Raw genomic sequence first — 22,793 nt, 5'->3', positions numbered from 1 at the left:
TCGAAAATATAAACTCAGGCTATTGTGCTCGAATTGATGAAAAGAGAGAAGTAATGATGATAAGGAATCATGTCTAAACCGCAAAAACGGTGCTCGTAACGTAAAATTTGAGCCTGAAACGCAAAAAAGAGCACAAAATCGTGCTCTTTTTAGTTTCGTTTACTGAGGTTCGAGCAATCTAATCGATCTGATTGCTCGAATTCCTAGGTCAACGGCTAATGATTAACGATGAGCTGAATACTCAGTATTACTCTTCGTCGTCATCGTGCAGTTCAGACCAAACCTGCGCACACTTGATAGCACGCTTCCAACCTTTGTAACGGCGGTTACGCTTCTCTTCGTCGTGGTGTGGCATGAACGTACGGTTAAGAACGGCTTTGTCTTGAAGTTCATCAATGCTGTCCCAGAAACCGACCGCTAGACCAGCAAGGTAAGCGGCACCCAGAGCGGTAACTTCTGTTACTTCAGGGCGGTGAACTTCGGTATCCAGTACGTCTGATTGGAATTGCATTAGGAAGTTATTCGCTACTGCACCACCATCAACACGTAGGTTTGCTAGTTTGATGCCAGAGTCCGCTTGCATCGCGTCTAATACGTCACGCGTTTGGTAAGCAATGCCTTCCAAGGTTGCACGGATGATGTGGTTGGAGTTAACACCACGAGTTAGGCCAACGATCGTACCGCGAGCGTAAGCATCCCAGTATGGTGCGCCTAGGCCTGTGAATGCAGGAACCACGTAAACGCCGTTCGAAGAATCCACTTTAGTTGCGAAGTACTCAGAGTCTTCTGCGCCAGCCAGTAGCTTCATCTCATCACGTAGCCATTGGATTGATGCACCGCCCATGAATACCGCACCTTCCAGTGCGTATGCAGGTTCACCTTTAGGACCACATGCTAGTGTTGTTAGTAGGCCGTTTTTCGACGTTACTTTCTCTTGGCCTGTGTTCATCAGAAGGAAACAACCCGTGCCGTAAGTGTTTTTCGCTTGGCCTGCTTCTACACACATTTGACCGTATAGTGCAGCTTGTTGGTCACCCGCAATACCCGCGATTGGGATACGAGTACCGCCTTTACCACCAAGGTTTGTTTGACCGTAAACCTCAGAAGAACGTTTCACTTCTGGCATCATTGATGAAGGAATACCCATCTCATCAAGTAGCTTTTGATCCCAGCATAGGTCGTTGATGTTAAATAACATAGTACGTGACGCGTTAGTGTAATCCGTAACGTGTACACGTCCTTGAGTCATCTTCCAAACCAACCAAGTATCAACCGTGCCGAATAGCAATTTACCTGCTTCAGCATCTTCGCGAGCACCTTCAACGTTGTCTAGAATCCATTTTACTTTTGTACCTGAGAAATACGGGTCAAGGACTAAGCCAGTATTGTCACGTACGTAGTCTTCTAGGCCACGTGCTTTAAGGTCTTCACAGATGTCTGCTGTACGGCGACACTGCCATACGATTGCGTTATAAACAGGCTTACCTGTCTCTTTGTTCCAAACAATGGTGGTTTCACGTTGGTTAGTGATACCAATACCTGCTAACTCATCGCTGCGGATGCCTGCTTTAGCAAGCGCTTCAACCAATGTAGAGCTTTGAGTTGCCCAGATTTCCATTGGATCATGTTCAACCCAACCGGCTTTAGGATAAATCTGAGTAAATTCGCGTTGAGAAGAACTTACGATGTTTGCATCGTGGTCGAGGATTACAGCGCGAGAGCTTGTGGTGCCTTGGTCTAGGGCAACAATGTATTTTTGCTCGGTCATGGTAAGAATCCTTTTTCTTTTGTTATTTATATTTTAGTAAATGTAGGGGCGCTTAGTGATTAAGCTTGAGCTTGTTCAGCTTCTTGTTCTGTTTCACATTGGTTTGGAATTGTGCAGCCTTGGCCTTCAATTGGTAGGTAAGCACCGATAACGCGTGGGTACAACCAACCACCAAAACATGCACCCACAATTGGAGCAAGGATTGGTACGATGAAGTAAGGAATATCACGAGCACCTGTTAGTGCGAAATCCCAGCCTGCAAAGTAAGCGAACAGTTTTGGTCCGAAGTCACGAGCAGGGTTCATTGCAAAACCAGTCAGTGGACCTAAAGAACCACCGATAACTGCGATAAGAATACCGATCAGTAGAGGGTTCATTGCACCGCGAGATGCGCCATTGTTCTCATCACCTAACGCTAAGATGGCAAACATCAACACTGCAGTAATCACGAATTCCACAGCAAAAGCGCCGAAGAAAGAGAGTGAAGCATGTGGGTAAGTCGAGAAGATACCAGCAGTTGATAGTGCGTCTTGGCTGCTACGAACGAAGTTATGTGCAATTTCGTAGTCAGTGAATAGGTTGCTATAAAGGCTGTAAACCAATGCTGCAGAGCAGAATGCGCCAAGCAGTTGCGAAATGATGTAAGGCAGCACTTTCGCTTTATCAAAGCCGTGGAACATAGCTAATGCAATGGTTACTGCAGGGTTTATATGTGCGCCTGACACGCCGGCAGTACAGTAAATTGCAATCGCAACACCGAAGCCCCAGATGATGCTGATTTCCCATTGTCCGAATGTCGCACCTGTTAATACCAGTGCGGCCACGCAGCCAACGCCAAAAAATATGAGTAATCCTGTACCGATAAATTCAGCCAAGCATTGCCCAAATAAAGAAGGGTGTTTATTTGTTGTCATGTTCGAGTCCTTTTTAGTTTTGCTTATCTAGCACGTGTATTGTGCATATATTTGCGAACTCGAAAATAAACGAACACCAAAAGTGAGCGTTTGAGCATAAAATTGTTAATTAAAGTCACTTGAAATGTTAATCCGAACACTTTTGCTCGGAAAAGATGCTCGCATGAACGTCATTACTCGAATTGATAGGTTGCGAAGCCGCTCAAACTACCTATATGTAAACGGATGCGCAACTGGTACGAGGAGTTTATGTTTGGATTTGTGATGCTACTTCGTGAGTGGTGGATTATTAGACTTAATTACGAAGGGCTATGTGATGTTCTTGCTATGTTAGAAGGGCGTTAACAAATGAGCTTATATGCATAAATGAATAAACTGCCAGCTACGGTGTAGTTTGGCAGTTTAATTTGGGTGTTTGTTCTTGTTATAAGGTACGAAATTACAGTTCTAAACCAGAGCTGCAACTTTTCCTTTCGCTACCAATTGATCTCGAATCGAGTCATACGCCCAGTTGAATGCAATCGCGTAAAGTACGAAGAAAATCACTAGGCCGATGTCCATGATCAGTACGGTTAGGAAGTCGAGTTGTAGAACCCACATCAAGACAGGTAGAGTCACTGTCATTAAGCCAAGTTCAAAACCCAATCCGTGCACAACACGTGTTTTCTTGGTTCGTTTACTGCGGTCAGCTCCGAATACTTTGTCGTAGCCATAGTTGTAAATGTAGTTCCAAGCCATTGCTATCAATGATATTGCGAGCGCTAAGCCTGCCATTTCACCTGCGCCGTTTCCTGTAATATAGGTTGCAAGCCCTGCCATCAAAACCAAAGCAACCAATTCAAATAGCACCATGTGTAACATGCGTTCTTTATGTGACATTTTCTAACTCTCTTTACGATTAAATAGCCGCCGATGGGCTAATGACTTGGCTAGATAATATCTAGTTAAGTGATAATATAAAGATAGTTAGCATCACATATGGTGATGGTTTGTTTGTGGAGAAGCCAAATGTACAACATTGAACAGCTGAAAATGTTTGTGTATGCCGTTGAATTAGGGTCATTTTCTGCCAGCGCTCGTGAGTTGGGCAAGGTGCAGTCGGCGGTGAGCCAAGGCATCAGTAATCTTGAAATTGATTTTAATGTTGAGCTTTTTGATCGCTCGACTCGAAAGCCTTCACTAACCAAGGCGGGCGAGCAGTTATTTAAACAGGTGAAAGCGATTGTACTTCAGGTTGAAGATCTGAATGTGACGGTTAATGCGATGGGGAGCGGTGAAGAGGGTCTCATCAAAATTGCATTAGATGATTCATTGTTGGTCCCGAACCTATCTAAGATCCTTAGTCAATTCAGTAAACAATTCCCTGCTACTGAAGTTGAACTGGTTGCTTGTACCACAACTGAGGTCAACCCGTTGATTATCGAAGAGAGAGCCGACATTGGATTGATGTTTACCAACTTGGCTTTTGACGTCGGCTCTGAGCCTTGTTTTATCGGCCACTTGCCGTTTATTGCTGTGTGTCATCCAAGTCATACGCTCGCAAAAACAGGTGTTGTGAAACTTTCTGATTTACTCCCGCATCGTCAGTTAATGTTGAGGGGAGACAAAGGTAAGGTGATGGATCAGTTTCCGCTGATTGCCGGCAAGGTATGGTGGTCGAACAGCTTTATTGTCATCAAAGAGGTGGTGCTCGGCAGTGACATTGGTTGGGCATATTTACCCAAACACCTTGTCGAAGATGAGTTGGATAAGCAACGTTTAGTGGAGATTAATGTCTCATTCGATCACAAAACATGGTCGCCGCCCGTTGATCTTGTTTTGTCTAAAACACGCTCGAAAGGCCCAGCATTGCTTTGGCTTGAACAAGCATTGAAAGGCCTATTAGACGAAACATAAGCCGGATGAGACTTAAATTGGGTGAATCTGAATAAAGAAAAGGCTCACAAAGTAATTTGTGAGCCTTTCTGTTTAAAGCGATACGCGATTTTCTAGTTCGCAGATTTCACTGTTAGACCGTTGTAGTACTTGTCTTTCATCTTAAGCGCCACGTTCACTAGGTAAATCAACACAGGTACTTCAATCAGTGGACCGATAACACCGGCAAACGCTTGGTCTGAGTTGATACCGAATACAGAGATTGCTACGGCAATCGCTAGCTCGAAGTTGTTACCCGTCGCTGTGAATGCAATTGATGCGTTCTTGTCGTATTCAATACCCATCTTCTTACCAATGAAGAAGCTGATGAAGAACATTGCTGTGAAGTAGATAGTCAGTGGAACCGCAATCAACAATACGTCCATTGGCAGCTCAACAATCATCTCGCCTTTTAGGCTGAACATCAGAACGATAGTGGCCAGTAGTGCAATCAGTGTGATTGGAGAGATGCGTGGAATAAACACATCGTTGTACCACTGCTCGCCTTTCATCGATACAAGGATCTTACGGCTCAAGAAGCCCGCTAGGAATGGGATACCTAGGTAGATAAGTACACTGTGTGCAATATCGATCATCGAGATATCAACCAGCATGCCTTCGTAACCAAATACTGGTGGAAGAACGCTAATGAATAGCCACGCCATAAAGCTGTAGCTCACCACTTGGAATGCACTGTTTAGAGCAACCAATGCCGCGCCGTACTCTTTATTACCGCCGCCGATATCGTTCCAAACCAGAACCATCGCCACACAACGAGCAAGACCAATCAGAATCACACCCACCATGTAACCAGGGTGATCACCCAAGAAAGTCAGTGCCAATACGAACATTAGAATAGGACCGACAACCCAGTTCATGATCAGAGACAGTTTGATGGCTTTCTTATCTTTGACCACAGTGCCTAATAGGTTGTAGTTAACCTTAGCCAAAGGTGGATACATCATTAAGATAAGGCCAATCGCAAGTGGAATGTTGGTTGTGCCAACAGACATTGATTCGTTCCACTGTTCGATCTGTGGGAATAGGGTGCCAAGCAGTACACCAATGCCCATGGCGATGAAGATCCACAGCGTTAAGTAGCGATCGAGAAAACCTAATTTTGGTTTCATGATATTATCTCTTTGGTTGACATCGTTAATCGTCGAAAAACGATATTTAAAGGCAAAAATACGCTTAGTTTATTGTGTTCGACAAACTAAGCGTGGTTAATCTATTTTAAAATAGCGTCGATAAGTGATTCAAACTGCTGAATATTATCTCGGTTAATGCGATAACACATCTTCGGTGGTATCGATTCGGCGGTGATGAAACCTGAGTTCTTCAAAATTCGTAAGTGCTCAGATACCGTTGACTGAGCCAACCCCAATTCACTCACCAAGTCACTGTTCAAACAGCCGCCCGATTTTTCTAACGTTGAAAGGATACTCAATATACGTATTCTTGCCGGATGAGCGAGCGCTTTGGCCAGAGCTGCCATTTGCTTTTCAGCTTCGGCATCACCATGTCCGATTGGTAGAGCACAGCCACCAGTTGTAGGGCAAGTTTCGTTCATATTGATGTTTCGCTTTCCATAATCGTTAAAAGACGATTAATAGTAAGCCCATTTTATACAAGGGTCAATGTGATCTTTCAATTTGCTCTTAAGTTGGATACGAAAATCGTTACTTACTATTGAAATTCCACGGACTAAGACTTAGATGAACCAAACCAGTATAACGGCCATTTTTGTTGTGAATCACTGTTATTCAATAACGCACCAATACCGACCAAAGCGATGCTGCCGATTAATACTGGAGTAAATAAGAACGTCCAATCCGCATGCGCAGTCCCTGCCAAAGCTATCACAATCGGATTTGCACCAGCGGGTGGGTGAACCGCGCGAAAGTATTGCATCAAAAAGATCGCGCTGCCTACTGCTAGCGACATCACTAAATAAGAATCCCCGAAGCCATACAGCGCCGCGAGCCCAACTGCCGCTGAAATGAAATGACCCGCAATGATGTTCCGTGGTTGAGCAAGCGGCGAGGTTGGTACTGCAAACAACAGCACACAAGTCGCGCCAAACGGTGCCATTAACCAAGGCACTTGTGATTGCTCGGCAAGTAAACACAAGATCAATATGCCTACCGTACCACCGACAAAGCCTTTCAATAGTTGGTTCAATGTTGCCTTTGGAGGTAGCTCTCCTCCACCGATCAGTTTTTGTATCATCACGAACTCCTCGCCTATGATTAGAAAATAAAAGTGTACAGATCTGTACCGTTTGATTTGAATGATACAGATCTGTACACTCTTTACAACGTAAAATTTTGCGACCCTAATTGAACGAGTAGATAGGATGAGTAAGAAAGAACTAATCTTAGATGTGGCTGAGTCTTTGTTTAATCAGTTTGGTTATACCGCTGTTGGGGTGGATATGATCCGAGACGAAGCGGCGGTTTCCAAAACATCCATGTACCGCCATTTTGGATCCAAAACCAAGTTAATTGAAGCTGTGTTAGAAAGGCGTCATCAGCGCTTCGAGTCGAGTTTAGAAGCGGCGCTATCATCAACTTCTGGGTTACAAAACCAACTCGATGCGCTGTTAGATTGGCACCTTGCATGGTTTGAACAACCTGACTTTAAAGGCTGTATGTTCATGCACGCGCTAGCTGAATTTAAAGAGTCTGAAGATGACATTGCGATGCTCTCGCGACAGCACAAGGTATGGCTTAAAAGCACTATTTACGACGTAGTCAGTGGTGGTGAAGAGATAGACGCTGCAATATTAGAATTACGCAGTGAATCGGTTATGACTTTTATCGAAGGACTTATTGTAAGAAGTGAATTTGGTCAGCTTGATTCAAAGTCAGACTCCAACAGACAAGCCTACCGAAAAGCATTGCATTCACTGGCTACTCTAGCGATATAATCGAAGACAGAACCGTTACACAAGATAACGAAAAATCATAATTTACACTTTAATCTTTACTTATAGGTAAGCCCTGAAATGCCACAACAGAACATCAAATTTATCGCTGCTGATATGGACGGCACTCTGCTTAATGAACACGGAAAGTTAGACCCAGAATTCTTCAATCTTTATGAGCGACTAGAAGCTCAAGACATCATTTTTGCTGCGGCATCGGGCCGCCAGTACTACAGCTTGATGGAGACTTTTGCTCCACTTAAAGATCGCATGATGTTCGTTGCTGAAAACGGCACATTAGTGATGCACAAAGGCCAAGAGCTCTACAGCTGCTTACTTGATACTGATGCCATCAAAGACATCATCAAAGAAGCGCGCGCTATTGAAGGTGCGCATGTGGTGTTATGTGGTAAGAAATCAGCATACATCGAAACCAAAGACGAGCGTGCTTTAGCGGAGATCTCTAAGTACTACCATCGCCGCGAGCAAGTAGAAGACTTACTGGCGGTAGAAGACGATTTCATCAAGGTGGCTATCTGTCACTTCGACGGTTCACAAGAGAAAGTGAACCCAACTATTGAGGCCAAATTTGGTGAGAACTACCAAGTGGTGGTAAGTGCAAAAATTTGGTTGGATGTGATGAACGCTGAAGCGTCAAAAGGTGCGGCGATTAAGCACCTACAAAACACATTAGGCTTCACTTACGAGCAGACCATGAGCTTTGGTGACTACCTGAATGACTTGGAAATGCTTAAAGAGAGCTACCACTCTTACGCAATGGAAAACGCACATCCAAAGTTGAAAGAGATCGCACGTTTTGGCGCGCCAAGTAACGTCGATGCAGGTGTGTTCCAAGTGCTTGAGAAGCTGCTAACGTAACTCTCTTAAGCTCAATTCGATTTTTATGAAAGCCAACTCGTGAACATGAGTTGGCTTTTTTTGGTGAGCCAGAGCTTTATAATCCGTCTTAACATTGATTCGCCAACGTACATTCAGGTTTGATCTTTTTACCAAGTTTACTCATCCAAAATGTAGCAGCTAGAACCACAATTCCTGCAATGGTAAAACCATACACAATGGCATCTGCTTGCGCCAATACCGCAATCAACACATAGCTTAGGCTTTGTGTGAGCGTGGCGAATAGGGCTAGCCCTCCATCCACTCTTCCTCGTTGTTCCATTGCCACCGCGTGGTGCATCCAATTGGTACGTGCGATTCTATTGAGCGCGTTGAATGCCCCGAAGATGAAAGTCAGCACAATGATATACGCTGGATTTTCTACTTGGCTCATGAGCAGCAAAGAGACGGCGATAAACACCATGGCTATTTGGATGATTGTCTTGTGGGAAGCGGACTTTAGAATTAATGGTAAAGATACGCCAATGATCAGTGCACCCATGCCGAGTGAGATGTTGTAAAGCGCGAGCCAATCTCCGGTCACATTGAGCTCTGAAAACCAGATAGGAACCAATCGACTTAAAAAAGTCATCATCGGATATGAGAGACAAGAAACAATCAGGAACCTGTAGAATTGTGGTGACTGAGCAAATACATCCTTAATCTCGATTAGCTGCTGCTTGAAAGGTGTGTTTACACTGTCCTTGATTCGTCTTCTGTACGGTGTCATTAGGTAGCTGATAGCTGATAGCTGATAGCTGATAGCTGAAATGGTCGAAGCAATACCTGCAAAAATCGCAAACTCATTGATGCTCCATTGTTCCAGTAGCACAACGCCCAAAGCTCCTGCACCTAATGTTGTCGACTGCAGAATAATTTCTTGGTGGCTAGAGATTTTGGCGTATTCGTGGTGATCGTAATTTTCTTGTGTAAAGGCGTTGTTGGTGTGCCATGCAAGGCTACTTGAGACCCAAAAGATCAGCTGAGCCGCACCTAACACCATAATCGAACCAAATCCGAGCCAGTATATAGCAGCGACAATAAATGCGGTTGAAGCTTGAATGATCTGCGTGATGATCAGAATGTGTTTACGAGAATGGCGGTCGATCAACGCAGAAAAATACGGGGTTACTAGAAAAGTGGTGACGGTACAAAGCAGGGCGGTCAGCGCGACAAAAGTCCCCATGTTAGGTGTCGCTAGCATTAACCAAGGCAGCGCTAACATAAACAGCCCTGAGCTGATGCCATCAAAGAAACGTCCGGTAAGGTAGGGTGGTGTTTTTCTCTTCATATCGTTGTCTCATAGTCTCTGTTTTGCATAACTCTACAACTTAAAGTTAACTTTAAGTCAAAGGATAATTGAGAAAATTTGGAGTTATTCTGGAAGGAAGATATCGATATTTGAACGATTGTTCAGGTTGTTGTAGTCTGAAGATAAATTGGATGCCTGCTTTTACTGTAGACATGCCTTATCAACTATATTTGGAATGACGATGAGCAAGAAACTTCAACTCGATATTATTTCTGACGTAATGTGCCCTTGGTGCGTGGTCGGCTACAAAAACTTAGAGCAAGCCATTACGGAACTTGGCTTAGAACAACAGATTGAACTTGAATGGCGGCCGTTTGAGCTCAACCCTGATATGCCGCAAGAGGGTGAAAACCTGGGTGACCATATCATGAGAAAATACGGTTCTAGTGCAGAAGAGAGCCAAAATTCGCGTGAGCAACTGGCTGCTCGTGGCAAAGCTGTCGGGTTCGATTTCAATTTCTATGACAGCATGAGAATGGTTAATTCCCGTCACCTGCATGTACTTCTCGATTTCGCACTGGCGCACGGTAAACAGACTGAATTAAAGCTACGCTTCTTTACGGCTCATTTTTCAGAGCAGAAAGATCTGTCTGACCTTGAGGTCATCGCGCAAGAACTTGAAGCGGTTGGGCTAGATTCAACCAAGGCACTGAAACGCCTAAATAACACAGACAACTTAAAGCAAATTGAAGCGCAAGAATTTGAATGGCAACGCATGGGCATCTCTGCGGTACCTACTGTGGTATTTAACCGCAAGAGTGCAGTCACTGGTGCGCAGACGGTCGAAACGTACAAGCAGATCCTTCAAGAGCTTATTGCTGAATCATAAGCCGATCATTGGTATCAATTAGAGTCTGAATTTCATGGAATCATTGTCACTCGCTCAAGCACAAAAAATTGTACTGCTTTCGCAAAAGCTGCCACCTAAAAAGCAACGTAATGGGGGCGCTTTGGCGAACACGCTGTCTGCGCTTGAAAACCTTGGCTATGTGCAAATTGATACCATTTCCGTGATTCAGCGAGCCCACCACCATACGTTGTGGAATCGCAATCAAGACTACCAACTGAATCACCTTGATAAGTTGTTAGAGCGTCGTGAAGTGTTTGAGTATTGGTCGCACGCCGCCGCGTATTTACCCATGCGAGATTATCGTTTCAGCTTGCATCGAAAGAATGGATTTACGAGCGGTAAGCTTAAGCATTGGTATAAAAAAGACGACGCACTGATGGCACATGTTCTCAAACGTATTGAGAGCGAAGGGCCATTAATGGGGAAAGACTTTGAAGGGGATAGACCAAACCCCGGTGGGTGGGGTGGTAAACCGGCCAAACAGGCGCTAGAGACCTTGTTTATGCAAGGTGACTTAATGGTGCCGAGCCGAGTAAACTTTCATAAGGTGTATGACTTAACCGAGCGAGTTTTGCCGAGCGGCATTGATACCTCTGAACCAACGGAACAAGAGTACATTGAGCATCTGATCACGCGTTATTTAGAAGCCAATGGTATGGGAATAGCATCGGAGATGAGCTATCTCCTCAAGAACACCAAACCTCTGATTCAGAAAACACTCCAGGAGATGCTTGAAGACAAACGAGTGATGAAAGTGAGTGTTCAAGGCTCTGATTATTATGTGCTGCCGGATGCTTTTGAACTGTTGAATCAGCCTCTTTCCAGGACTAAGCTTAAGATACTCTCGCCATTTGATAATCTGCTGATTCAACGTAAGCGAATGCAATCATTGTTCAACTTTGATTACCTTCTTGAGTGCTATGTTCCAGAAGCCAAGCGCCAGTTTGGTTACTTTAGTTTGCCGATTCTGTGGCAAGGTAAGCTGGTGGCGCGAATGGATTGTAAGGTCGACAGGAAGACCCGTTTACTCAATATTCGCAACTTGGTTGTTGAAGAGCGAATTAGAAACCATGAGTCATTGGTTCACGCTTTATGCGATGAGCTTAAACACTTCATGGTGTTCAACCAATGTGATGAGATGATCGTCCATTACACTACACCTTCTGATCTTGGTAAACGCTTGGTGAGCCATTGGCAAGGGCATTAACCTTCATCGTTGTTTTAAAGCCATTAGTAACGCAGACCACCTTAGTTACTCAGATCACCCTAGTTATTTAGAAAGCTCGGCTAGCAAGAACTCGACAAAGGTTCTGTTCTTCAAAGAGAGTTGCTTGGTTTTGTAGAGTAAGTGAATCGGCTTTGGTAACGGCGCCATGCCGGGTAGGATTTCCAATAACGCGCCATGCTCAATCTCTTCTGCGACTAAGATAGTCGGTTGCAACAACACGCCCACGCCTTGTAGGGCAGCATATCGCAAAACATCCCCATTATTTGACATCAAGCGCACATGTTCTTTGTTCAGTGTGGCGTGAGGGACTTGGCTGCTGTAACTGAATCCAAGCGATGGATGTTGTGCGAGATCTTCCAATACACGAATCTCAGCATGTTGGTTAAGGTACTCAGGAGCCGCGCAGTAACACATCTCATAACCCCCTAAGTATCTGGCGACTAAACTGGAGTCAGACAGATCACCGATTCGCACCATCAAATCAATATCAGAAGAATAAGGATCAACAAGGTCATTATTCAACATCAGTTCGACATTAATCGTTGGGTGATGCGCGAGGAATTTGGCCACAATCGGGGCAAGCACCTTGTTCCCATAGGTGACCGGACAGTTTATTTTTACCGTCCCTTGTGGCTGGTTCTCCAGGGTTTGAATCAGGTTCTCTGCATTGTTGATGTCTTCGAGAATTCGTTTACATTCTCGATAATAAAGCTGCCCTGAATCGGTTAAAGACTGCTTGCGTGTAGTGCGATGAATCAGCTGAGAGTTAAGGCTAGTTTCAAGGTGGTGGACATGTTTACTGATCATGGTCGCCGATAAGTTGAAGTGGTTGGCGGCACTGCGAAAGCTGCCTTGCTCGACCACATAAACGAAGACTTTCATGCTGGTTAACTTATCCATTGAACACTCTTGGTTGATAAATAATAAACAAAAGGTGAGTTTATCAATTATTAGGGGTTAATTATATTAATGGCAAATCGATAATTAACTAAAATAAGAGCGTGAAATGCCTCAAACGAATGAAACTATCTTTGTTACTGCCGAACTTAAGATCAAAACCAACATAGAGCGAGCTACTGCAGTCGAAGCTATCGAACAGTTTTGTTTAGACATGCAAAGCGAGCCGGGCTGCCTACAAGCAATAGCAACTTATGATCAAAACCAAAGCGACCGCGTGATTTTGCTTGAGCAGTATGCAAACCGTGAAGCGATTAATCAGCATTTTGGTATGCTTCATACCCAAGCATTTATTGAGCGTGATATTACGGAATTAGTACAAGCATTTGAAACGCAAAGTGAACTTATCAAAACACAAGAGCAGGAGAGCTAAGCCATGAAATGGGGAATTTTAGGAACCAGCTTTATCTCAGGCGTAATGGCCGATGCGATTAAAGGTGATGCTCAAAGCGAGGTGTATGCCGTGGCAGGTCGCACAGAGAAAACACTCAATGAGTTTGCGGCGCAGTACCAACCAACACGAACCTTCAACAGCTATGAAGCCTTGATTGAAGATGAGTCAGTCGACATTATCTACATCGCTCTACCAAACCACGTTCACCACGAGTACGTGATTAAAGCCGCTCAAAAAGGCAAAGCGATTTTGTGTGAAAAGTCGTTATCGGTTGATATGGAAAAAACCGAGCAAGCTCTGCAAGCAGTGAAAGAAGCGGGCGTATTCTTCGCTGAAGGTCTGATGTACCTAAACCATCCACTGATCGCCAAGCTTCATCAAGAGCTAGCGACAGGTGAGATTGGCGAAGTGCGCTCAATTCAGGGTTCTTACGTTGCGGCGATTGACCAGTTTGTGAATCCTGCGAGCAAAGGCGCATTGTATAATCTGGGTTGTTATCCAATGTCTCTGATTCACTCTGTCGCGCAACAACAATTTGGTGAGGGTCTGTTCGATGATGTGCAGATCTCAGCAATCGGTCGACGAGGTCAAGATGGCAATATCTGTGAATCGTCGGCGATAATGCGTTTTAATGACCGTTTTACCGCGCAAATCCATACTGCAGAAGACCACGGCTTAAAACATAGCTTCACGATTTTAGGTAGCAAAGGCTGTATCACTCTCGACACAAACCCATGGTTACCGACCCAAGAAAACTCGTTCACGGTTGAGGTTTATGAAACATCGACACGTGAAGTAAAAGTTGAAGCGCAAGGCGATGGTTTCCATTATCAAGTACGTACTATTCGCCAAGCAGTTGAGCAAGGTGACACACAACTTGTAGCGCCAATGGCGACTCATCAAGACTCGCGCGTAATCATGAAGCTATTGACCGGTTGGGAACAAGCGGCAAGCTAGTGTCTTAGTCAATTCTATATTCGCCTCATGTTTGATTGCCTCGTCAGTGATCAAGCAGGAGGCGCTTCCTCTATATCTTCTAGCCGACTCTTCCCCAATAAATACTTTGCATTTGAAACCGCCACAGTGTCCAATGTCGGTTAAGAAAAAATTGACTGAAAAACCTTATTTTTTAAGGTGTTAAATAGGACCTTTACTGCATGCGCAAATCAGATAAGAAGATCGATAATCAAATCAGAGACGTGTTAAATGATGTTTGTGAAGACACGCTGAAAGGCTTCGATGGTTTTTTGTGGGTGACTCACTCGGTCAACTTCTCTTCATTCCCACAAAGTTTGAAAATTGTCTGTGTATTCGATACCAACCAAGATAGAACGAATTTTTTGAATAGTGACGGTCAGCAGGATGTCTCTGGGGTTATTCAAAAAGCGTTCAATCAAGTTGGGATTCAACTGAAGAATACTGACAAGCACATCAGCTACGATACACAAGAAAATTGCGACCGTGACCATCAAGGGAAATGGAACAAGAGGCTTTAAGGATCGTTGTCATCGTTCTTGTTTAGACAGCCTATCCAAATTGAGTTTCAACAGTGTGGCGCTCAAACTGAGATTCGATACAGCAAATCCAAGTCCTATTCTGAGTTCTAGGCTCTGATAACCTTCCGTCTTCCAAACTGCGTTATTCTCATTTTGAGAAAATCTGAGCTGATTTCTCGTTAGCCGGAGATACTTAGTTTCCAAATAAAATTAAAATCACAAAAATTTATCTTTTTCTTAATGCATTGATTTTGAATCGGCATTTGTTCGTCTTCCTTGTCATGGATGAAACAATACAGACGAGCACTTGAACAATAGAGCCATGTAGTCGATACTTTTTTCGTATTTTGATTCCTAAATTGACACGTAAGTTGGCTGACTTTTCGTCTTGTGATTTAAGGCATGACAGTATCGATTAGGAAATTTGAATCATGAAAACCTACATTTCTGGGCTGCTCTCACTGATACCGTCATGTTTAATCGCTGGCTACGCTTTTGCTGTTGGTACTGCGGTCGTGCTGCCAGGGCAACATGAAGCGGGTGTTGATCTATCGGGCTCGCCACTATCTGCGAATGCTGTCATTGATTGGGAAATTACCAACAGTGACATTGTCTTCGGAGCTTATGCCGACAAAGCCGACAATGAGCGGGCCATGACAATTGGTTATATGTACAACCAAGTCATGGCGATGAACTCGGGTTGGTTGGAGAACGATCTCCGTAACCAAGTTGAGTTTGAAGGCCTCAACTTCGAAGACTATTTCCTGCACTTTTCTGAAGATACTGTCATTGCCGAAGTTGATAAAACTCACGGCGAAAAGACTCTTTTAAACCGAAAACCTATGATCTTGGGCTATACAGCCAGTGAAGACCATGCTGGCTTTTGGCTGTATCAAGAGCCTCCGTGGGATGCCGATGTGTTTGAGAATTTCGAACAGGGTGGGGCTTTGTATGTCTATCATGCTGAGCAGTTCGAACGGCTGACCTTTAAGTTCTCACAGTTTGCTGGCAGCGGCGAATTTTGGATTGAATACCCAACAGCTATTGATTCTCTCGGAAGGGTTTCACAGTGGGAGAGGCTCGATGTAAAGAAAGACAAAACGCTCAATATGACCAAAAACCAATCGGTGATTTGGAACCTTCCGGATAACTGGGTAAGAGCCACAACTCATGATGGCAGTGGTGCGAGCTATGGTGGCGGCCAGTATTTTGGCTCCACCTTTTTGAGAGATGGTGGGCGCTTATACGTTGTAAGAGTTCGTTGGCACAGTGAGAACGCCGACGACAGGCCGCGTTTAAAAGAAGTGAAACTCAAGAACAGTTTTCCAACCGTCAAATTAACCGATGCTCCGACTTCAACCCCGGACGGCAATGCTATCAGCCAATGGCGAAAAATCCGCGGTTTTGATGTGTCTGCAGACCTAGATGGCGATAACTACTTGTCGCCAAGCGAGTATCGAAATCGAACCAATAAGAACGCAACAGCGCGTTTTCGTTGGGAATCAAGAGTGGTGCCATTTGGTCGAATGTGGAGTGCTAACTCATCTTGGTCGCTAACGAACGTCGCAAACGCGGATTATCTATCTGCTATTCATCGCTACTACAAGCAAAGCTGGGCAAGCCAAGGTTTGAATGGTGCGTACAACGACGACACAAATAAACTCATTGGTTCGAACCAGTTCTATGTTCATTCTGGCGGGCATGTTCAAGAGTTAGGAGCTGTTGCGGGTTCGAATCAAGCGGATGAACTCTATAAACAACAATTTTCAGTGTTTCTCAAAAACCTATCTGCTTTAGAAAGTGATGCGTCGATTGGGTTGAATATCGGAACCGCGAACTTACTGGGTCGAAATGGACTGTCTCATCTTAGCGAGGCGGGATCTCTGTATTTACGCGAGCACTACATTTTTCCGTCTACTGGGTTTAGTGGTTACTCGGGGATCTCTAAATTCTGGGATAATTCTGCGCTCGCCTACAATGGGCAAAGTGTTATTTTTCAGGCGACAACGCGTTATGGGCGAGTTCAGTATCTTGGAAATAGTGAAGAGAATTGGAAGCAAGACCAATACTCGACCCTAGCGATCTATCACCTCAATCGACACGCTCAACATAGCTACTTTAATCAGTGGAACAATGGTTACGTCTATGGAAGTGGCAATACGACTGCTGACACTTACTGGCAAAGTGGTGTCCCTAAAAACATCGCCTACCAACCAAGTTCGTTATTGGCCGTTGATTTGGGAGAGCCGAGTCATCAAATCCCACAAGGCTTTGAACCGATTCCTTTGATGCTATCAACAACGACACCTCAACCCGCGGACTACACCATCGTTGGCGATTCCTCGATGAACGAAATGGTGCATGCTGACCTGCCCAATGGCATGACTCACGTTCTACCGACGTTCACGTACTTTATGTATCAATCTGAAAATCAGGTGGTTGCTGGTGGTCCTGAGGACATGGTGTTGGCGAGAGAGTTCGATAAAGGGCGAGTGTTGTACCGTACGGATTTCCACGGTAAGAATGCGAGCTTTTATGAGACAGAGAAGCTCGCAATTGTATTAGACGTGCCGATGAAGCCTGTCGATGAAAACGGCAACATCGGAGAGTATGTCACTCAAATAGAAATAGGTGGTTATGAAGGGCTGTTCTTACTTTATTAGTGCTAATGTGAATGAGCAGTCTCGAATCAGGGCAAACTAAAGCTTAGGTTTGGGAAATTAGCTTATTCTTTTTACACTGCTTGAACTCTTTGGCGATCCACGATTGCTCGTTTAAACCATTGTCGATTAAAGCAAAAAGGTAGCCATCGACTTTGCTTGAAGCTGCTGGGTATTCTTGAAAAGCGTGCTTAGGGTATCCGGGGTAATCCGTTTCGTATTGAGTGTCTAACTGTTTACCGAGTTGGCGCCATTTGACGAACAACTTGGAAGAGGATGTCTCAACTTGGTATTGACCCAAAATGCGTTGGTGATGAGTTAATGCCACCTTAGCGCAGTGGTTGGTTTGCACTACTTTTTGTATCAACTTAACCTGCGTGTCAGTCATGGTTTTCGCTAGCGCATTTTCTTGTCCGATACGTTCCATTCGCTCATCAAATGTTTCGGCCTGTGCAGGAAGCACAAAAGTAAGTGGTAAAGCCAATACCAAAAGGTGTTTGTAGAACATAACCAGACTCGTTGAAGGGGTTTGTGACTATTATGCCGCCTGGTGACAATATTATTAATGGATATAAACACTTAATTGTAAGAATTATTTTTATCGAGTGGATAAATAGATGTTTTTGATTGGGAGTATTCAGGCTCTGAATGTTTGGTTTGTGAGCCTGAAGCTTGATGGGGTGAGCAGTTACGAATTAATGACCTTAATGCCTTTATCTTGAAGCTCATCAATCACACTACCAGAAAGATCAATGTCGGTGATCACGCCATCAAGCACACCTAAATCTAAGGCGTGGAAGGTAGCGATGCGCCCATATTTGGTTGAGTCTGAAATCAGATAGTTAGTATGGGCTGCTTGAACAATGGCTTGTTTGACTAATACCTTATTTTCACAAGGTGTTGAGAGCCCTTTTAGATTCCAAGATGAAGAAGAGATAAACGCAATATCAATATTCATCCCTGCCAAGAACTCAGCCACTTTGCCCCCAATACTCGATTGATTTTCACGGTCAATCTTGCCCCCAGTATGGTAAATCTCAGATTGTGTGTTGTTCATTAGGTACGCGGCAATTGCAAAGTCATTGGTGATGATAAGCAGATCATCTCGCCCTGCAAGTTGGTGGGCGATCTCCAAAGAGGTTGTTCCAGCATCTAAGTAGATAGTTGAATACTCAGGAACCAACTGAGCAGCTAGTTGACCTATTTGAGCCTTTTCACTTGCTTGTTGCTCTACCTTTATGTCGTGTGATAACTCGCTGTGAAGTGCTTTGGTCAGCTGAACACCACCCGAAACTGAAATCACTTTTCCTGATGTCTCTAGCTTTACGATATCTCGACGAATAGTCATATGAGACACCTCTAGGTGATCAACAAGCTCAGAAATACTGATCACTTCTTGGTGTGATAATAGTGACAAAATGGTTCTCTGACGTTCTGCTGGAATCATGATTCTTCTTCTATGTTCTTATTTTTCATCATCCTATCAACCTTTCGTTGTTTTGTGAATATCTGTGAATATCTGTTGTGATATAGCAATAAGAACTGTGATTGTTGCGGAAATTACCATTATCTAATGCCTCGAAAGGGGTAAATCACCCATGAGTGTTAACTTTTGTTAAAAGTGTGACTTATCACTAAGTCGCACTCGGTTGCTTCACATATAATCACAAACATAAACAAGAATTAACAAATCTAGAATTCAATAATTACGTGAAAGGCATCTTGCTATGAATGAAGTTCAATCTGTTGGTGTGATCGGTTTAGGTTCTATGGGTATGGGCGCAGCTAAGTCATGCGTGCGTGCAGGGCTTGATGTATATGGTTTCGATTTGAATCCGCAAGCGCTTGAAACTCTGGGTGAATATGGTGCGAAAGCGGTATCGGCGAATGCCGTTGAGTTTGCAGACAAACTGGATTCTGTTTTGGTATTGGTTGTGAATGCCGCTCAAGTTAACACGGTACTGTTTAAGACTGGCCTTGCGGCAGCACTTAGACCGAACACACCAGTTATGGTCTCGGCAACGATCTCAGCAGAAGACGCTAAACAAATCGAAACTCAGCTAGCTGAACATGATCTTGTGATGCTTGATGCGCCCGTTTCCGGTGGCGCAGTAAAAGCAGAAGCCGGTGAAATGACCATCATGGCTTCAGGCGCGATTACCACATTCGAGGCATTAGCTCCTGTACTCAATGCGACAGCGGCAAAAGTTTACAACATCGGTGAAGCGATTGGCCTTGGTGCGACAGTGAAAATCATTCACCAATTACTTGCAGGTGTTCATATTGCGGCGGGTGCAGAAGCAATGGCACTAGCTGCTCGCGCGAATATCCCTCTAGACCTGATGTATGACGTAGTGACTAACGCAGCGGGTAACTCTTGGATGTTCGAGAATCGTATGAAGCACGTTGTTGATGGTGATTACTCTCCAAAATCTATGGTCGATATCTTCGTAAAAGATTTGAACTTGGTATCGGATACCGCTCAAGACCTAAAATTCCCACTTCCATTATCAAGTGCAGCATTGAACATGTTCGTTAGTGCGAGTAATGCAGGCTTTGGCCAAGAAGATGATAGTGCTGTGATTAAAGTGTTCCAGGGCATTGACCTTCCGGGCGTTGACTCGTCAAAAGGAGAGAAATAATCATGTTATTAGGTGTTATTGCAGACGACTTTACAGGTGCAACAGATATTGCTGGTTTCTTGGTTGAAAACGGTATGCGCACTATCCAATTGAATGGGATTCCAGCGGGAGAGTTTGACGCATCAGCAGATGCTGTAGTGATCAGCCTTAAATCTCGCTCTTGCCCAGTTGACGAAGCGGTAACGGATTCTGTTGCTGCGCTTAAATGGCTTCAATCTCAAGGTTGCCAACAGTTTTATTTTAAATATTGCTCAACGTTCGACAGTACCGCTGAGGGCAATATCGGTCCTGTAACAGATGCGCTTTTGGCTGAGCTTGGTGAGTCTTTCACTATCGTTTGCCCTGCATTACCAGTAAATGGTCGCACGGTTTACAACGGCCACTTGTTTGTTTTTGGGGAGTTGCTCAGTGATTCAGGTATGCGAAATCACCCTGTTACACCAATGACGGATTCAAGTGTGGTTCGAATGATGGACGCACAATCAGAAGGTGTTTCCGGTTTAGTTAACTTTCAAACGATTGAACAGGGCTCTGATGCGGTTACCGCTCGTTTTAACGAACTCAAAGCTCAAGGTAGTCGCTACGCCGTGGTAGACGCATTTAATACAGAGCACTTGGTGACGTTAGGTCAAGCGGCTAAATCTCTGAAACTAATCACAGGTGGCTCAGGACTAGCTGCTGGTATCGCTAAAAATTGGACAGAACATCTTGCTGACCAAAGCGATGCAAAACACGCCGGTACCCCAGCAAAAGCGCCAACCGTTGTGTTCTCAGGTTCTTGTTCAGTGATGACTAACCAACAAGTTGCGGTATACAAGCAACTTGCTCCTCACTTTGCTATCGATGTAAAGGCCTGCTTAACCAATGACCAATATGCCGATGAAGTCTTCGATTGGGTGATGACCAATAACCAAGGCGAGTTTGCACCTTTAGTTTACGCAACCGCAGATGCTGTCGTGCTTAAAGCTATTCAAGAAGAGTATGGCGCGCAAGCTTCAAGCCACGCCGTTGAACAGTTCTTTAGCCAACTAGCGATCAAACTACAACAGCATGGAGTGAAAAACTTCATCGTTGCTGGTGGTGAAACATCAGGCGTAGTGACACAGAGCTTAGCGGTGAAAGGTTTTCACATCGGTCCTCAAATTGCACCAGGTGTGCCTTGGGTGAAATCGGTTGAAGGTGAGCTTTCACTGGCGCTTAAATCGGGCAATTTCGGAGATGAAAACTTCTTCGCTAAAGCGCAATCATTCTTTTCATAAGCGAGATTCAGATGAGTGAAATTTTGATGAACGAGCAACAGTTAAGAGAGCAAATGGTGACGCTCGCTCGTTCAATGTTCGAACGAGGCTATGCGACAGGTGGGGCGGGCAATTTGTCGATTAAATTGCCAAATGGACACTTCTTGGCAACACCAACAGGCTCTTCATTTGGCCGCCTTGTCGCTGAGGAATTGTCTGTTGTTGATATCGACGGCAACCACATTTCAGGTAAGAAACCTTCGAAAGAAGCGGCGTTCCACCTAGCGATTTACCGTAATAATCCTGTATGCAATGCCATTGTTCACTTGCATTCTACGTACCTTACAGCGCTGTCATGCCTTGAAGGGCTTGATCGCAACAACGCGATTAAGGCGTTTACGCCGTACTTTGTGATGCGAATTGGTGAATTACCTGTGATTCCTTACTTACGTCCGGGGGATCCACAAATCGCAGAAGAGTTGGCAAAACGAGCTGGCGACTATCGAGCCTTTTTATTGGCAAACCACGGACCTGTTGTCACTGGCACTGATTTTGTTGATGCCGTGGATAATGCTGAAGAATTAGAAGAGACCGCTAAATTGGCATTCCTGCTGAAAGATAAAGATATCCGTTACCTGACAGACGAAGAAGTCATGGACCTAAAAGGGAGAGGTAAATAATGGCTAAGTTCGCAGCAAATCTAACCATGTTATTCACTGAAGTGCCGTTTCTAGAGCGTTTTGAAAAAGCGCACCAAGCGGGCTTCAAAGCGGTGGAATATCTATTCCCTTATGCGTTTGAAGCAGAAGAACTAGCAGAGAAAATGGACAGATACGGTTTTGAGCAGGCGCTTTTTAACATGCCTCCAGGTAATTGGGATGCGGGTGAGCGTGGTTTTGCCGCTATTCCAGATCGTGAAGAGGAATTTAAAGCTAGTGTTGATACGGCGCTTATGTACGCGACAGCTCTGGGCTGTAAAAAAGTCCATGCAATGTCAGGCATATTGAATGAGAACTTTACTAAGCAACAACACGTTGAAACCTTCATCTCAAACATTCGTTTTGCGGCTGATAAGTTTACTGAGCAAGGCATCGAATTGATGATTGAACCTCTTAATAGCCGTGATGTTCCGAACTATTTTGTGGCGCATCAACGTGAAGCTGTCGAACTGATTAAGTTGGTCGATAGACCAAATGTGAAACTTCAACTCGACCTTTATCACGCGCAAATCATGGATGGTGATTTAAGTACTTTGATTCGTGAAGTTGCTGCTTATACCGGTCATATCCAAATTGCTTCTGTACCAGAGAGGCATGAACCATCGGAAGGCGAACTGAACTACCCACATTTATTTAGTGTTTTGGATGATTCAGGTTACCAAGGTTGGATTGGCTGTGAATACAACCCGAGAGCCTCAACTGAAGCAGGCTTGGGGTGGGTTAAACCTTATTTATAAAGGCAGCCTTTTTGAGCACTAAGACTGACTCTTGAACACTTAAAAATACGATAAAGCGGTCAAAATAAAAAACCGCAGCATACAAAGTGCAGTGGGAGGTGAATGTATGTCTCCCGCTTGCAAACCCTACACAACAAA

General features: G+C 44.4%; 23 protein-coding genes. 13 read left to right on the top strand and 10 right to left on the bottom strand.

Features of this window, described 5'->3' with window-relative positions; genetic code table 11:
- Nucleotides 1-247 precede the first annotated feature (247 nt).
- The 3 genes from glpK to QQ041_RS10695 form a co-directional block, all read right to left on the bottom strand.
- Nucleotides 248-1,768, bottom strand: a complete 1,521-nt coding sequence (gene glpK, locus QQ041_RS10705) for a glycerol kinase GlpK (protein ID WP_017064019.1) — start codon at nt 1,766-1,768, stop codon at nt 248-250.
- Between the two features lie 59 nt (nt 1,769-1,827).
- Complete coding sequence (locus tag QQ041_RS10700) at nt 1,828-2,682, bottom strand: MIP/aquaporin family protein (RefSeq protein WP_285953883.1); 855 nt, start codon at nt 2,680-2,682, stop codon at nt 1,828-1,830.
- 447 nt (nt 2,683-3,129) lie between these two features.
- Complete coding sequence (locus QQ041_RS10695; RefSeq protein WP_146491067.1) at nt 3,130-3,561, bottom strand: PACE efflux transporter; 432 nt, start codon at nt 3,559-3,561, stop codon at nt 3,130-3,132.
- Nucleotides 3,562-3,690: 129 nt separating this feature from the next.
- Here QQ041_RS10695 and QQ041_RS10690 point away from each other — a divergent pair, with 129 nt between their 5' ends.
- Nucleotides 3,691-4,578, top strand: coding sequence for a LysR family transcriptional regulator (locus QQ041_RS10690; protein WP_285953882.1), 888 nt, complete (start codon nt 3,691-3,693; stop codon nt 4,576-4,578).
- Nucleotides 4,579-4,670: 92 nt separating this feature from the next.
- On the opposite strand, the gene arsB is transcribed toward QQ041_RS10690, so the two are convergent.
- The 3 genes from arsB to QQ041_RS10675 form a co-directional block, all read right to left on the bottom strand.
- Entirely contained in the window at nt 4,671-5,726 is a 1,056-nt protein-coding gene (gene arsB / locus QQ041_RS10685) for an ACR3 family arsenite efflux transporter (protein WP_285953881.1), read from the bottom strand.
- A 101-nt stretch (nt 5,727-5,827) separates the two neighbouring features.
- Nucleotides 5,828-6,169 (bottom strand): helix-turn-helix transcriptional regulator, encoded by a 342-nt coding sequence (locus QQ041_RS10680; RefSeq protein WP_285953880.1) that lies wholly within the window; start codon nt 6,167-6,169, stop codon nt 5,828-5,830.
- 134 nt (nt 6,170-6,303) lie between these two features.
- The gene (locus QQ041_RS10675; protein ID WP_285953879.1) at nt 6,304-6,828 is read right to left on the bottom strand and encodes an HPP family protein; all 525 of its coding nucleotides are present in this window, start codon (nt 6,826-6,828) and stop codon (nt 6,304-6,306) included.
- Between the two features lie 127 nt (nt 6,829-6,955).
- On the opposite strand from QQ041_RS10675, the gene QQ041_RS10670 reads away from it, so the two are divergent.
- Both QQ041_RS10670 and QQ041_RS10665 read left to right on the top strand, forming a co-directional pair.
- Nucleotides 6,956-7,528 carry a TetR/AcrR family transcriptional regulator gene (locus QQ041_RS10670; protein WP_285953878.1) on the top strand — a complete coding sequence of 191 codons (573 nt, stop codon included), beginning with the start codon at nt 6,956-6,958 and terminating at the stop codon, nt 7,526-7,528.
- A 78-nt stretch (nt 7,529-7,606) separates the two neighbouring features.
- Complete coding sequence (locus QQ041_RS10665; RefSeq protein WP_285953877.1) at nt 7,607-8,404, top strand: Cof-type HAD-IIB family hydrolase; 798 nt, start codon at nt 7,607-7,609, stop codon at nt 8,402-8,404.
- Nucleotides 8,405-8,492: 88 nt separating this feature from the next.
- On the opposite strand, the gene QQ041_RS10660 is transcribed toward QQ041_RS10665, so the two are convergent.
- Nucleotides 8,493-9,713 (bottom strand): MFS transporter, encoded by a 1,221-nt coding sequence (locus QQ041_RS10660; protein WP_285953876.1) that lies wholly within the window; start codon nt 9,711-9,713, stop codon nt 8,493-8,495.
- Nucleotides 9,714-9,915: 202 nt separating this feature from the next.
- On the opposite strand from QQ041_RS10660, the gene QQ041_RS10655 reads away from it, so the two are divergent.
- Nucleotides 9,916-10,563, top strand: a complete 648-nt coding sequence (locus tag QQ041_RS10655) for a DsbA family oxidoreductase (RefSeq protein ID WP_285953875.1) — start codon at nt 9,916-9,918, stop codon at nt 10,561-10,563.
- A gap of 34 nt (nt 10,564-10,597) precedes the next feature.
- Nucleotides 10,598-11,791, top strand: a complete 1,194-nt coding sequence (locus QQ041_RS10650; RefSeq protein ID WP_285953874.1) for a winged helix-turn-helix domain-containing protein — start codon at nt 10,598-10,600, stop codon at nt 11,789-11,791.
- Between the two features lie 63 nt (nt 11,792-11,854).
- On the opposite strand, the gene QQ041_RS10645 is transcribed toward QQ041_RS10650, so the two are convergent.
- Nucleotides 11,855-12,712, bottom strand: coding sequence for a LysR substrate-binding domain-containing protein (locus tag QQ041_RS10645; protein ID WP_285953873.1), 858 nt, complete (start codon nt 12,710-12,712; stop codon nt 11,855-11,857).
- 106 nt (nt 12,713-12,818) lie between these two features.
- Here QQ041_RS10645 and QQ041_RS10640 point away from each other — a divergent pair, with 106 nt between their 5' ends.
- The 4 genes from QQ041_RS10640 (at nt 12,819) to QQ041_RS10625 (ending at nt 17,322) form a co-directional block, all read left to right on the top strand.
- Nucleotides 12,819-13,142, top strand: coding sequence for a putative quinol monooxygenase (locus tag QQ041_RS10640; RefSeq protein ID WP_285953872.1), 324 nt, complete (start codon nt 12,819-12,821; stop codon nt 13,140-13,142).
- A gap of 3 nt (nt 13,143-13,145) precedes the next feature.
- Complete coding sequence (locus QQ041_RS10635) at nt 13,146-14,120, top strand: Gfo/Idh/MocA family protein (protein ID WP_285953871.1); 975 nt, start codon at nt 13,146-13,148, stop codon at nt 14,118-14,120.
- 200 nt (nt 14,121-14,320) lie between these two features.
- On the top strand, nt 14,321-14,659 hold the full coding sequence (locus tag QQ041_RS10630) for a Fis family transcriptional regulator (RefSeq protein WP_285953870.1): 339 nt from the start codon (nt 14,321-14,323) through the stop codon (nt 14,657-14,659).
- Between the two features lie 431 nt (nt 14,660-15,090).
- Nucleotides 15,091-17,322, top strand: coding sequence for a hypothetical protein (locus QQ041_RS10625; protein WP_285953869.1), 2,232 nt, complete (start codon nt 15,091-15,093; stop codon nt 17,320-17,322).
- A gap of 43 nt (nt 17,323-17,365) precedes the next feature.
- Here QQ041_RS10625 and QQ041_RS10620 read toward each other — a convergent pair whose 3' ends face one another.
- On the bottom strand, nt 17,366-17,827 hold the full coding sequence (locus QQ041_RS10620) for a hypothetical protein (protein WP_285953868.1): 462 nt from the start codon (nt 17,825-17,827) through the stop codon (nt 17,366-17,368).
- A gap of 180 nt (nt 17,828-18,007) precedes the next feature.
- Nucleotides 18,008-18,766 (bottom strand): DeoR/GlpR family DNA-binding transcription regulator, encoded by a 759-nt coding sequence (locus tag QQ041_RS10615; RefSeq protein ID WP_285953867.1) that lies wholly within the window; start codon nt 18,764-18,766, stop codon nt 18,008-18,010.
- Nucleotides 18,767-19,046: 280 nt separating this feature from the next.
- Here QQ041_RS10615 and ltnD point away from each other — a divergent pair, with 280 nt between their 5' ends.
- Genes ltnD through otnI form a run of 4 tightly spaced genes read left to right on the top strand, consistent with a single transcriptional unit; the run spans nt 19,047 to nt 22,655 of the window.
- On the top strand, nt 19,047-19,961 hold the full coding sequence (ltnD, locus tag QQ041_RS10610) for an L-threonate dehydrogenase (protein ID WP_285953866.1): 915 nt from the start codon (nt 19,047-19,049) through the stop codon (nt 19,959-19,961).
- A gap of 2 nt (nt 19,962-19,963) precedes the next feature.
- Nucleotides 19,964-21,220: a 3-oxo-tetronate kinase gene (otnK, locus tag QQ041_RS10605; protein WP_285953865.1), complete on the top strand. Its 1,257-nt coding sequence runs from the start codon at nt 19,964-19,966 to the stop codon at nt 21,218-21,220.
- Between the two features lie 11 nt (nt 21,221-21,231).
- The gene (locus QQ041_RS10600; RefSeq protein ID WP_179946885.1) at nt 21,232-21,879 is read left to right on the top strand and encodes an aldolase; all 648 of its coding nucleotides are present in this window, start codon (nt 21,232-21,234) and stop codon (nt 21,877-21,879) included.
- A complete protein-coding gene (otnI, locus tag QQ041_RS10595; protein ID WP_285953864.1) occupies nt 21,879-22,655 on the top strand; it encodes a 2-oxo-tetronate isomerase in 777 nt (258 codons plus the stop codon). The genes QQ041_RS10600 and otnI overlap by 1 nt, the downstream gene beginning before the upstream one ends.
- Nucleotides 22,656-22,793 lie beyond the last annotated feature (138 nt).

This window comes from Vibrio sp. TMPB1044, assembly GCF_030442075.1.
Classification (GTDB): domain Bacteria; phylum Pseudomonadota; class Gammaproteobacteria; order Enterobacterales; family Vibrionaceae; genus Vibrio; species Vibrio satsumensis.
This window is presented reverse-complemented; position numbering and strand designations above follow the sequence as displayed.